The organism is Desulforhopalus singaporensis, assembly GCF_900104445.1.
GTDB lineage: Bacteria > Desulfobacterota > Desulfobulbia > Desulfobulbales > Desulfocapsaceae > Desulforhopalus_A > Desulforhopalus_A singaporensis.
Window position 1 is genome coordinate 46,149 of record NZ_FNJI01000018.1, and the last position, 11,989, is coordinate 58,137.

Genomic DNA, 11,989 nt, shown 5'->3' on the forward strand with positions numbered 1-11,989 from the left:
TTTTCTTAGTGTTTTAACTCCTTACTGCCCCTGTTGTGCCGAGGCAGACAGTTCGCAACCTTCGGCGTCTTTTTCCTGTCCGCCTTTCCAGTAGCCTGTGGCTTTCAGCCAAAGCATCAGGATCGTACTGACAGCAAGTACTACAACACCTGTGTACAAAACCGTGGTCATGGAAGTTTTCACACCTATTGCAGGGAAAATAAAAAGTGCCATGGGAGCTACCGGAAGTATCAACATAAACTGTGAAAAACCGGCCTCTGCAGGGACAAGGGACTCCCCTTTCGGATCAACGATCCGCATCAGCAACAGGCTCGAAGCCAGGGTACCGGTACAAGCCGCGTAGTTGACCAGGAACCGCTCCAGTCCGTTTCTGCCAAGCCAGCGAGACGGGATCCAGAACCACAGGAAGAGGAGAAAACTTGCCAACACAACGGTAACCGTAAATGGAACAATATACTTTCCCAACACTGCCCATTTGACAGCCATGAGCGCCGTGATCATCATGAAGTCGACCAGCGTGCCGTTGATACGGTGTACAAGATCATCGTCTATCAGATAGTCTTTTTTGATTACATTGATAATTTTACGCAAGACAAGGCCGCAGAACAGTCCCCACATAAACATCAGTCCGAACCCCAGCACTGCAATATCCTTTGGCAGCACCATTTTCAATGCGTAGCAGAAACACCAGGTAAAGAAAAAGGCTATACACAGCATGGCGAGATGAAAAGTAATGGTGTCGAGGCTGGCTGGATGCATGGTGTGACGGCCAAGAGATTCCTTCGCGTCGCCGGGCATGATCCCCCGGAGAAAGGCATCGTCGAGTTTGATGCTGGTTGCATCGGCAGAGAGCCCCTTGCGCAGACCGTAATTTGCCAGCGGAACACCGACGAAAGCGGCAATCAAAAATCCGGCGGCACCATAGCTCACCGCCATGACCAGTACATCTGAGGAAACGATCCAGAGGTGATTTATATCTGCATTGGCCGCGTTGTTTACCCACATCTGAGCGATTGTCAGAGCCTGGGCGGGTCCCCCGGTGAACCCATGGACCATGTTGACGGCGGTGGCATTTTCCAGGCCTGCGCCCGTCAGGTAATTATATCCCCAGATAACCGCAAGTCCTGTTAAGATCAGCACTCCGTAACCGCCGTAAAAGGTAATAGACAGCCAGACAACACCCCTGGTCATCTCTTTGGTTTTTCCTCCTTCTCCATTTGATTTTCCCGAGGCGAGCCCAATCATCATAAAGTTGGCGATGAAAATCAGGGAGGTCAGCATGGCATAGGTCTTGAAATCTATTGGCGCCCACCCATCGGCAGTTGGCACACCGACAATCTGCAGATTCATGAGGATCATACCGATAAAACCGGTAATGAGGCTTGATGGAACAAGATATTTCTGAAAAAAAGGGATCTTGCTGCGTAAAACAATACCAATCGGTATCAGCAGACCCACCCAGAACAGTGCAGTCAGGTAAGGGCTAAGCAATTGTTCCATTGTTTGATTCTCCCGCGCTGTAGCGCGTTAATTTTTTTCCGAAAGCCGATCGTAACAACCTTCCGTAAGATTGTCTTTTTCCAGCAGAAGATTCGGTTTTCTTATTTTCCCGGTGGGGGTCAACGGAAAAACCTCTTTATACTCGATGTATCGCGGCACCTTGAAATCCGCCAGCCTGTCTTTGCAGAACTCGATGATTTCCTGCGGTGGAATTGTCTGCTGACTTTCCCCCTGGGCGACAATAACATAGGCTTTGACTTCTTCCCTCCGGTCCGGATCTGGTACTGCAACAACCGCAGCGGACAATATCTTCGGATGACTCATCAGGACGTTTTCCACCTCCGCCGCCGCAACATTATCGCCGGCCCTTCTGATCATATCCTTTTTCCTGCCTACGATGAAGTAGTAGCCATCTGCGTCCTGGCGGAAAAGATCGCCCGTTCTGAACCATTCTCCGGCAAAGGCTGCTGCCGTCGCCTCGGGGTTTCTGTAGTATCCTTTGAATAATCCCGCTCCGGAGACCCACAGTTCTCCGACTTCACCCTGCGCCACTTCCCGGCCTTCGTCATCGACTATTTTCATGCTGCGGAATTTGGTCGGTTTGCCGACGGAGCCGGAACCGCTCATATGGCTGTCTTCGAGCGGCATGACAATACCGGGGCCGATTTCGGTCATCCCGTATCCTTCCCTCAGCGGGACGTTGAAGCGTTCCTCAAATTGTTTGTGGACATCTTTGAGGATGGCGCCGCTGAGCAACATTCTGAGTTTATGCGCCTTATCCAGAGGTGATTCGGGTTGCTTGTAAATCCAGTAAGATAACAGTGCCCAGGAGATCGTAATATCATATTGGCGAACCAGCGGCATGAACCGTGACGGGCTGTAGCTTTTGGCTGCCACCATCGTCATCCCCTTCATGATGCACATGAGCAGTTCCCAGGGGGGGTCCATGTAGTAGAACGGTTCCACACACAAAAAGATGTCATCCTCAGTCACCATCTCAGCGCCAACAAACCCTGTTGTGAGCCAATATTCATGGGTCAACATGCACCCCTTGGGAAACCCGGTCGTCCCAGAGGTGTACTGAATGGACATCAGAGTTTCGACCGTCACTTCCGGCCCATTGAAATCGGTCGGTTTATCCGCTGCCAGTTGTGGCAGGTCAAGCCCCAGGTCCGCGGCTTTTTCACCAACAGTAAAGACCGTCTTGACATTTGGTGTATTGGCGCGCGCCTGCCTGAAAACTTCGGCGAATTCGTCTTCAATTACGAGCCCGATCGCATCAGAATTGTTGAGGACATACTCCAGATCCTCAACCTGATAGCGAATATTCAGCGGCACGGCTACCGCACCTATTTTCGCCAGCGCCAGCCAGACCAGAAAAAACTCCGGGCGGTTGGAGAGCATGACGGCAAGGTGATCCCCTTTGCTGATCCCCGCGGATTGCAGCACTACGGCATATTGATTAACCATATCGTTGAGCTGCCGGTACGAGAATGACACGTTGTCATCATGAAAGTGCAGCACCTTTTTGGCACCGTATGTCTCTGACGCTTTTTCAAGCAGTGTTCCTATATTGTTTTTAAGTACCGAGTTGATCATAATTTCTCCTTTCTCTCAGGATCATTCCGCAACGAGTTTGTGATGAGTCAGTTATTTTCAAAGAGGCGAAGAGCGTTCTTGTAGAGCCATTTTTCCTTGACGTCCTCTTTTAACGGAAGAGATTTCATCTCCTCCACAATCTGGGTCATCGGCAGGGCCAGTTCGCCGTTACCGGAACCAAAAACGACCTGGTCCTGCAACAGGGTGTTGCCGAACTGAATCAGCATCTCAAAACCTGATCCCGGTACTGCGAGATATTTCGGACGGTGAGAAGATGTGTCGATAAACACATTTTTATGGCGACGGGCCACCCCTATCAGCTCCGGAACCCATGGCCAGCCGCCGCAGGAGGCAACTATTTTCAACTCAGGAAAGTCCCGCGCGACTTTATCCAGATACAGGGGCCGGCCGACATCCATGGGCAGGTCGGTGTTATAGCTCATCGCAGTGTAGATAAAGACAGGGACGTCGAGGTCCAGCGCCTTGGCGTAACAGGGATAAAACCGGGGATCGGTTGCACTGATTCCCCATTGGAAAACATTGGCGTAAATTGCCGCAAAACCGGAAACCTTAACCGCCTGTTCAACCTCGAAAACCGCTTCGTCGGCATCCTTAAAAGGGTGGAAAACCGCCATTCCCTTGAGCTTATCCGGCATTTTTTCGATCAGGTCAACCGTTTTGCTGTTATCGACATTATCTATCAGTCCCCATTGAACCCCTGCGCTGTCCAGTTGATCCTTGAACTGGGAAGGAGTCATTGTTATTTTTCCGGCTAATTTAACCAGGAAGAGTTCGAGTTCTTCTTCCGGCAACTCCTCCGCTTTTCGCTCAAGCTCCTCAAAGGTTGTACCAAGGAGCTGAGCCCACCTCTGCCCGAAGATGTGCCGATAGTTGGCCAACCCTTTTTTCTCTTTGTTCAGAAGGAAAAATTTCATTTTGCCTGCGATTTCATCCGCACCAGGAGGAAAATCCAGTCGTACATCCACTACGTTCATAGTAATAATCTCCTTACGGCTCATTTTTCTCTGTCTCCGGTATGGATGAAAAACGGCCCGAGTTGGTTTACATCAAAATAATCAAGATTTCCCTTACTTGTTTGCTGTGCGTTTTGAGGGCATCAGCCAGGTAGCAAGAGCGGGAAGCAGAAGAATTGCGCCGATCATGTTGACCAACAGCATGAAAGTCAGCAGTATTCCCATGTCCGCCTGGAATTTCAGGGGGGAGAAAATCCAGGTTGCGACACCCATTGCCAGCGTAATTCCGGTAAATATTACCCCGTTACCGGTGATCTCCAGTGTACGCAGGTAGGCCTCCTGGAGCGGCAAACCTTCGTCCAGCAGGCTCTTGAAGCGACTGTATATGTAAATGCCGTAGTCTACGCCTACTCCAACACCCAGCGCCACGACCGGTAACGTGGAGACCTTGAGACCGATATTCAGCATGGTCATCAACGCATAACCAAGCAGGGAGACCATGCCGAGGGGGACGAGGATACATATAAGCGCTTTTACCGAGCGGAAGGTGGCGTAACAGAGCAGGATGATCGCAGCAAAAACGTACATAAGGATCGGGAACTGTGCTGCCGACACCTCTTCGTTGGTTGCCGCCATGACCCCGACGTTGCCTGTAGCCAGCCTGAACTTGAGGTTTTCCATCGGGTGCAGGTTACTATAGTTTTTTACCTCGGAAACAATTCTTGCGATGGTTTCCGCTTTATGATCGGTGGTATAAATCTGTACCGGCATAACGCTGCAATCGGGGTTGAAAAGGCCGCTGCTGGTCTTCAGCCCCTTGACCGACTGCACCAGCAGCAGCTGATTGCGCGGAAGAACCTGGAATTTTGGGTATCCCTCGTTCCAGCCGGCATTGACAGCCTTGGCCACACGAGGCAGGCTTACAACTGTCAGGACTCCGGGCACGTTATTCATGTGCCAGGCAAACCTGTCTATCTCAGTCATTAAATCGTAGTCGATGCAGGCCTCGGGAACACTTTCGGCAATCACCGACAGAATATCCACGCCAATATAAAAATGGCTGGTAATCAGGTCGCTGTCGCGGTTATAGCGCGAGTCAGCGCGAAGTTCGGGAATCCCTCTTTCAAGGTCGCCGATTTTAATGTCACCACCCTTCCAGGCACCAAAAACAATCAGGCCTATACTGACCAGGAGCACCAGGGCGGCCGGTTTCGGCTCGGCAATTTTAGCTAAAAAGCGCCAGACACCTTCCATGTTCCGCGCCCGTTTCCTGGTTTTTTGTTTATATGCTTCGCTGTAGCTGACCCAGGAGAGAAGGAGCGGGAGCAGCAGCAGATTGGTCAAAATGATCATCGCCACACCAATGCTTGCGGTAATGGCCATCTCCTGGATCATTTTTATATCGATCAACAAAATGGTGAGAAATCCGAGGGTGTCACTGGCAAGCGCGATACAGCCGGGAACCAGCAGGCGCCGGAAGCTTCCCCTTGCAGCCGACATGTTGTCGGCACCACCAAATACCTCCGAGCGGGTTGCGCCAAGCATCTGCACTCCGTGGCTGACACCGATTGCAAAGACCAGAAACGGTACCAGTATTGACATGGGATCCATACCGTATCCAAGCAGCGGCAACAGACCGAGCTGCCAGATAACAGCGATCAGGGAACAGGTCAGTGAAATGGCGGTCAATACCAGGGACTGGGAATACCAGTAAACAAGCAGAGCGGTGACCAGAAAGGCGATTCCGAAAAAGAGGACGACCCGCCTGGCACCGTCGGTCATGTCGCCGATGAATTTGGCAAAACCGATAATATGAACACTGATATTGTCAGTTTCAAACTTGCTCCTGACATCTTTTTCCAGCCGGTTAGCGACATCGAGGTAGTCTAGCCGTTCGCCAGTTTCCGGATGGATGTCAAGCAGCTGGGCACTTATGATTGCCGCAGAAAAATCCATGGCCACCAGTTGGCCCATGACAGATGATTTAAGGATATTCTTGCGTACCTGCTGGAGTCCTTCAGGAGTGTTCTGGAAATCGGCCGGGACGACGTTTCCTCCGGCAAACCCTTCTTCCGTCACCTCGGTGAACCGAACGTTTGGGGTAAATAGTGACCGGACCTTGGACCGATCGACTCCAGGGATAAAAAACACCTCGTCGGTTGCGGCTTTGAGTGTTGCAAAAAATTCAGGCGTGAAAATGTCGCCGTCCTTGGCTTTCAGAGCGATTAAGATCTGGTTGGCTCCGCCAAATTCTTTGCCGTGTTCTACAAAGGTCTTCATGTATTCATGATGCAGAGGCAGAAGCTTGCCAAATCCCGCGTCGATACGCAGCCGGGTAGCGGACCAGCCCATGAATATCGTTAAGATCAGAAAAATTGCTATAAACAGACGCCGGTGTCCAAAGACAATGTTTTCCAGTCCGGATATCACTGTTTTCATATCAGTTGTCCTTTACATGTGGGTCAGACCCGTTACCGATACCGAGCTTGTCCAGAGTTAATCTTTTGACGCCAAAGGCTCCGGTCAAAATCAGCGATTCGTCGGCTGTCTGTACGGCTTTGAGTATATTCTGCCGGTCGGGCTGCTGTCTGACGACAAAACTGTTGCCGCCATCGTTGCTGATAAGCAGGGTTCCGGCAAGGCCGGTAATTACGATCTCACCACTTTTCAGCCGCAGCCCGCGGGTAAGTGTCGCCTGGCTGCCAACGGGAATCCGCCGCCAGCTCACACCACCATCTTCAGAACGAAACAGGTGACCGCGCAGCCCGAAAATCAGCAGGGTGTCATCTTCCAGGGGAAGAACTCCGAAAAACGAACCGTTGTACGGCGAAGGCATGGCCATCCAGCTGGTATTATCGTCTGAGCGGAAAATATTTCCGGTCTCTGCAGCGATAAACCGGTGCCCGTTTTCCGATGGGGCGTATTGAAAAAGATGGAAATCCCAGATTTCATCATCTCCTTCCCGGGTCTCCTGGTCACTGACCGTTGAGGAATATTTTTTCGGCATGAAATCCCCCTCGGTCCATGTGTCACCGCCGTCGCTGGTTACCAGATAGAGACCGTAGGCGCCGATCGCCACGCCATCTTCTGCATTCTTGAAAAATACGTCAAAAAGCGGCCGCTCGTCCTGCGGATTGCTGTAGAGCAGTGACCAGTTCCGCCCGCCGTCTCTGGTACGCAAAATCACCTGGTCGTGGCCGACGGCCCAGCCGAGATTCTGGTTAAGGAAAAATACTCCGGTTAATGTGGCCCGGGTGGGGACATTGGCCTGGGACCAGGTTTTTCCGTTATCAGCGGATGTGAGAATATGGCCTCTTTCACCGACCGCTGCCGCAAAGCTGCCGACTGCCTGGCAGTCAAGCAGAAGTGAACGGGATGCCCTGGGCGCCATTACCGAAGATTCGCTGCTTACCGCATAGGCCGTAACAGAGGATAAACCAAGCAAAAACAGACAGACCAGGCAGAGGTGCGCCTTGAATGATCCGTTGAACAATTTCCCTGTGCTGAGAAAACCTGCGGTGACTTCCAAAGTATTCATGAAGAACTCCTGAGTTATTGAAAACTCAGACTGGGAGACGCCGAAAATTTCCGGACATCTCCCGTCCATATGGCCAAACCTTAGCGTTTTCCACCTCTGCGAAGGGCTTGGGGGGAAAACTCATCTCTTGCAAATTCCACGTTGAATTTCCACATCGTCTCAATTTCGTTGGTCAGCTTATCTGCCATGTAGCGTCCGGCCTGAAGATCGTAATGGATCTCAGCAATATTCCATACCGCCGGGACCTCATAGAAATTTATGGTGTGTCCTTCCGAGATCCGCCAGAGATTGTCACGGGTGTCGTAGAGATCGGCGCCCACCAGGGACCAGCTATCCTCATCCACATAAAAGGTTCGCCTTTTGTAAATATGGCTGGTTCCTTCTTTCAGGGTCCCTTCCACCACCCACACACGGTGCAGCTCGTAACGCAACGTATCGGTTAACGGGTGCAGCGGTGTCAGGAGTTCTTTATAGCTGATGTCAGGGCTCATGATCCGGTAGGCGTTGTAGGGAACGTACATCTCTTTTTTCCCCACGAGCTTCCAGTCGTATCGTTCAGGGCTGCCGTTAAACAGGTCCAGTGAATCCATGGTCTCCAAACCGTCGCCACCGCCTGTCGGAGTGTCGAAAGCGATTTGCGGTGCCCGCCGGACACGTCTCTGGCCGGGATTATAGGACCACGCTTTACGCGGTTCTTTGTTCTGGTCCAGGGTTTCGTGAACCAGGCTGATGGTTCCAGAGATCCTGGCCGGAGCCTGATCTTCGCTTTTGTAGTAGTAGATGATGTTGTTGAGCTTGCTGTCGTCCATCCCCGGGTGCGAATATCTGATATCGAATAACTCGGTATGTTCGCCGAGTACATATTTACCGCTGCGCGTCACCGGTACATTATGATAATGGCGGTCGAGGCTGTTGCCGCGCCAGCGGGTCAAGTGGTTCCAGACGATTTCAAGACCGTTGTCGGGAATGGGAAACGGGGTGCCTTCACCGACATTTTCCAGTCCGTTTCCACCGCTGATCATCTTTGCATTTTGGGCAATTCTCCTGGTTGCATCGTATATCCGCTGCGGAGCGGATGCACTGCGGTGGGTTGGATAGATATTCATCTTGAAAGTCGGATATGCTTTGAGCAGGGCCTTGTGTCCTGCGGTCAATTTATCCGCATACTGATCCATATTTTCAGCGGTGATGGTAGCGATGATTTTGTCGTCTGAGTACGGGTCGATATGGTGCATGCCAACCTCATAACCTGCCGGGGGCGTTGTTATTCCGCCCTGCCAGGCCGGGATCGTTCCGTCACCATTTCCCGCTTTTTCGGCGCCAAAAGGAGTAAGGTCATTTCCCAGACGAGCTATTTCTTCAGGAGTTGCTTCGGCCCAGCCGTTGACGACACTGCCGCCAATCAGCAGCATGGAAGCACATGTTAACAAGAGTATTTTCTTACGCATGGCTGCTCTCCTTCTTTAACTAGAATGAATATTTAATACTGGCTGAAACAACATCGCGGTCATTGATTTTATTAAGCTCGTCCGCTCCGAAAAAATTGGTATAGGAGATATCCAGGCCCCAGGTTTTCAGGTAATCAAACCCAAGCCCGAACGAAACAGCCTTGCGCTCTTCAAGAAAACCGGCACCACCCGGTGAAATTCCCTGAACGTCGTGTCTCCACGCAACCCTTGGGGAAATGTCTATTGCGCCGATTGCGTTACTGTATGTCAATCCTGCAGAAACCCTGTACCCCATGGAAGTGGCGTCGGCGTCGTTCCCCGGGCAATCGAGGGCAAGTTCTTCAGTTTTCGGCATATCCAGCACATGCATGACTCCAGCTTCCCCGATGATGTATCCTTTGGTCGCCCCCATTACCGGGCCAAGTATTTTCGTCAAAGTTGCTTGTACCTGGGCGACGTCACGCTCTATATAACCGTGGATGATTTCACCTGGACCATAGGTTCCACTGATTTGCCCCGGGAAGCCCAGTGCTGCGATAATCAAAGGTTCATCAGCAATCTGCAGCGGCATATCGGGACGATAGGAGATCTCGCCCTGGAGGGCCAGGCCGGCAACCTCAGTGTTTGCGCTGATGCCAAACAGCTGCAGGTCTTCCACGTATTCAGTCAGGTAAAACGCCGAAGCCGGCAAACCGACAGTGGTTGCTCTTAATGCGCTTATTGTTGGAATCCGGCTATGGTAATTGAGATAGTAAAATCCGAACTCAGTATCGTTGAGGGCAGGAGCATAAACACGCAGCGCTGCTCCATACTGTCCGCTGTCGCTGGCTTCCCTTGTGGGGGCCCGGTAGATTGTGTAGGGAAATGTCCCTTCAGGGGCCAAACCGTCACCAAGCGTTACGTAGGTGCCTCCATCGCCGGCATAGTCGTTGGTGCTCCAGTAGCTGCCTGTCGGATCGATATCGGTCTGCTGCCAGTGATAGAGATAGAGGCCTTCTAAACTGATGTTCTCGGTCAAACCGAGAGAAGTCCAGACCATGCCTTCGGGAAGCAGTGCCTCTTTCAGCTCTGATCCGGGAAGTCTGAAAGCGGCTACATCGATGGGATTGATGGCGTTGATGCTGTTGCCGATAAAAGTACTTTCTCCCCAGCTGACCACCTGATCACCGACCCGGACCTGGATCGGCATGTTGCCTATTGAAAAATCACCCCAGGCGAAGGCATCGAGCAGCGAGATGTCACTGCCGACGAGGTCTTTTGCTTCCGAACTCAGCGGGGCCTTTTCCCGGCTGCCATTTTCATTTTCAAAATCGTAAAATGCTTTTCCCCTGGCAAATATGCCGAACCGATCATAAACACTGAGATCGAGTTCACTGGTGATCTTGGCGGCATTACTCACCAGGCCGGTATCGTAGTTCAGATCTCCGTCGTCCGAGTTTACGTCCTTTCTGTTTCCCCCGTTGGCGATACCCACCAAATCTTTGTCACGCTCCTGTACACGCCAGGTTGTACCGTATGTAAGCGTCGTATCCAGGCGCGCACTGATATCGCCGCTGCTCAATTGCAAACCACTGGCAGGTGCCGGTAAAAGAGTTGGGATTGCAGCTGTAAGCGCAATCGTACAAGCCATCATCCTGCAACGTTCAAGTTGAAGTCTCATCTGAATAACTCCTTTCTTTAAAGGTGTTTTCAAGTGTTTCAATACTCCGAAAAGATCAAGTATTTATTGTTTAAATGATAACTAATATAAAAGATAAAAATAAACTGACTGCTAACTTATTAATACGATGTAACCTGCCATTGCCTCCCTCCCTTGTAAAGTTGTATGTGTCCTGCCTCGTGGTTATTATGAACGAATTGTCGGGTTGGCCCAGAGGGACGAAATCATTTTATGTCAATCACCCCAAGTGCTTCCATGGCCTGTTTTTTCATGATCCGTGAAAGTTGATCCAGCTTTTGAACATCTCCCAACGTGTATCGAACATATCCAAAACCTTCGATAATTGTAAAAGCAGTAATCGCTGCCAGATCCTTGTCCTCGACCTTGATGAGACCGGCTTTTTCGTAGAGCTCCATTTCTGATATGGCAAACTCGATAAATTTCTGATTCAGTTTCTGTATCCGTTTCCAGACCTTTTCGTTTCTCAGTCCCATTGCGTAACACGACCAATAGACCTTTCCTCGCGTCGGCGATTTTCCATTTGGTTCAAAGAAAATATCAATTAAGGTCTTTAATCGTTGAGCAGGAGTCATCTGCCCATTCAACAGCTTGTGGTAGGACTCAATACTTGTTTCAAGCAGGTAGTCCACAAGCGCAAGAATCAGCTCATCCTTGTTCTTGAAGTAGTGAATCAGCAGTCCGGAGTTAACACCCATGCGACTGGCAATCTTGGTGATGGTCGTACCGACGAAACCTTCTTCTTCGACCACCTTGTAGGTATGTCTGAGTATTTCCGGTTTGCGGATATGTGATTTGCTTTTACGACCCATGCAGGTGCCCCTTTGCCATTTCTTTAATTAAATGCTTACTAATTTATTATTCTGATAATGGTATATAAAAAAAAAAATGTCAAGTGAGTTTTTTAATGTGTCGTATCATAGGGGGGGAGGCAGGTTATCGTCTTGCCGATCATACGTGGCAAGCAGATGATTCAGCGTGTAAAAATGTTGTCCAGCAGGATAGCAGGCATCACACCTTCTTGGTGGACCGGATTCGCCACCCCGATGAAAATGCGGAGTACCCCGGCGGGCGTACCGAAGAACCATCGCCAGAACTTGCCATGGGCGTTGATAAAAAGGAAGGCTGGCACCGAGTTAAGAGAAGATCCTGCACGACATTGAAGACAGAGCAGTTTCTGGCCATGGGTATTGATTTTTGTGGGACTTTGCAGGTAATGACCTGAAATTGCAGTTGTTTCTCATTAAAGATG

The 11,989-nt window shown here is 50.7% G+C and carries 9 protein-coding genes; 1 reads left to right on the forward strand and 8 read right to left on the reverse strand.

Annotated elements, in window-relative coordinates; translation table 11 throughout:
- Positions 1 to 21: 21 nt before the first annotated feature.
- The 8 genes from BLQ17_RS13055 to BLQ17_RS13090 all read right to left on the reverse strand — a co-directional run bounded on the left by BLQ17_RS13055 (position 22) and on the right by BLQ17_RS13090 (position 11,549).
- Positions 22 to 1,500, reverse strand: coding sequence for a sodium/glutamate symporter family protein (locus BLQ17_RS13055; protein ID WP_092223552.1), 1,479 nt, complete (start codon positions 1,498 to 1,500; stop codon positions 22 to 24).
- Between the two features lie 27 nt (positions 1,501 to 1,527).
- A complete protein-coding gene (locus BLQ17_RS13060) occupies positions 1,528 to 3,099 on the reverse strand; it encodes a class I adenylate-forming enzyme family protein (protein ID WP_092223554.1) in 1,572 nt (523 codons plus the stop codon).
- Between the two features lie 47 nt (positions 3,100 to 3,146).
- Entirely contained in the window at positions 3,147 to 4,094 is a 948-nt protein-coding gene (locus tag BLQ17_RS13065; protein ID WP_176761220.1) for an amidohydrolase family protein, read from the reverse strand.
- A gap of 93 nt (positions 4,095 to 4,187) precedes the next feature.
- Positions 4,188 to 6,512, reverse strand: coding sequence for an efflux RND transporter permease subunit (locus BLQ17_RS13070; protein WP_092223558.1), 2,325 nt, complete (start codon positions 6,510 to 6,512; stop codon positions 4,188 to 4,190).
- A 1-nt stretch (position 6,513) separates the two neighbouring features.
- Positions 6,514 to 7,611: a WD40/YVTN/BNR-like repeat-containing protein gene (locus BLQ17_RS13075; RefSeq protein ID WP_176761221.1), complete on the reverse strand. Its 1,098-nt coding sequence runs from the start codon at positions 7,609 to 7,611 to the stop codon at positions 6,514 to 6,516.
- 80 nt (positions 7,612 to 7,691) lie between these two features.
- The gene (locus BLQ17_RS13080; RefSeq protein WP_092223562.1) at positions 7,692 to 9,059 is read right to left on the reverse strand and encodes a DUF1329 domain-containing protein; all 1,368 of its coding nucleotides are present in this window, start codon (positions 9,057 to 9,059) and stop codon (positions 7,692 to 7,694) included.
- Positions 9,060 to 9,078: 19 nt separating this feature from the next.
- Positions 9,079 to 10,719, reverse strand: a complete 1,641-nt coding sequence (locus BLQ17_RS13085) for a DUF1302 domain-containing protein (protein ID WP_092223564.1) — start codon at positions 10,717 to 10,719, stop codon at positions 9,079 to 9,081.
- Positions 10,720 to 10,943: 224 nt separating this feature from the next.
- A complete protein-coding gene (locus BLQ17_RS13090; protein ID WP_092223567.1) occupies positions 10,944 to 11,549 on the reverse strand; it encodes a TetR/AcrR family transcriptional regulator in 606 nt (201 codons plus the stop codon).
- 95 nt (positions 11,550 to 11,644) lie between these two features.
- On the opposite strand from BLQ17_RS13090, the gene BLQ17_RS13095 reads away from it, so the two are divergent.
- Positions 11,645 to 11,962: a hypothetical protein gene (locus BLQ17_RS13095; protein ID WP_092223568.1), complete on the forward strand. Its 318-nt coding sequence runs from the start codon at positions 11,645 to 11,647 to the stop codon at positions 11,960 to 11,962.
- The last annotated feature ends 27 nt before the right edge of the window (positions 11,963 to 11,989 follow it).

Excerpts from the sequence above, each read along its gene's own strand:
- BLQ17_RS13080 (WP_092223562.1), bottom strand. The coding sequence starts at position 9,059 with ATGCGTAAGAAAATACTCTTGTTAACATGTGCTTCCATGCTGCTGATT.
- BLQ17_RS13085 (WP_092223564.1), bottom strand. The coding sequence starts at position 10,719 with ATGAGACTTCAACTTGAACGTTGCAGGATGATGGCTTGTACGATTGCG.
- BLQ17_RS13090 (WP_092223567.1), bottom strand. The coding sequence starts at position 11,549 with ATGGGTCGTAAAAGCAAATCACATATCCGCAAACCGGAAATACTCAGA.
- BLQ17_RS13060 (WP_092223554.1), bottom strand. The coding sequence starts at position 3,099 with ATGATCAACTCGGTACTTAAAAACAATATAGGAACACTGCTTGAAAAA.
- BLQ17_RS13095 (WP_092223568.1), top strand. The coding sequence starts at position 11,645 with ATGTGTCGTATCATAGGGGGGGAGGCAGGTTATCGTCTTGCCGATCAT.
- BLQ17_RS13065 (WP_176761220.1), bottom strand. The coding sequence starts at position 4,094 with ATGAACGTAGTGGATGTACGACTGGATTTTCCTCCTGGTGCGGATGAA.
- BLQ17_RS13070 (WP_092223558.1), bottom strand. The coding sequence starts at position 6,512 with ATGAAAACAGTGATATCCGGACTGGAAAACATTGTCTTTGGACACCGG.
- BLQ17_RS13075 (WP_176761221.1), bottom strand. The coding sequence starts at position 7,611 with ATGAATACTTTGGAAGTCACCGCAGGTTTTCTCAGCACAGGGAAATTG.
- BLQ17_RS13055 (WP_092223552.1), bottom strand. The coding sequence starts at position 1,500 with ATGGAACAATTGCTTAGCCCTTACCTGACTGCACTGTTCTGGGTGGGT.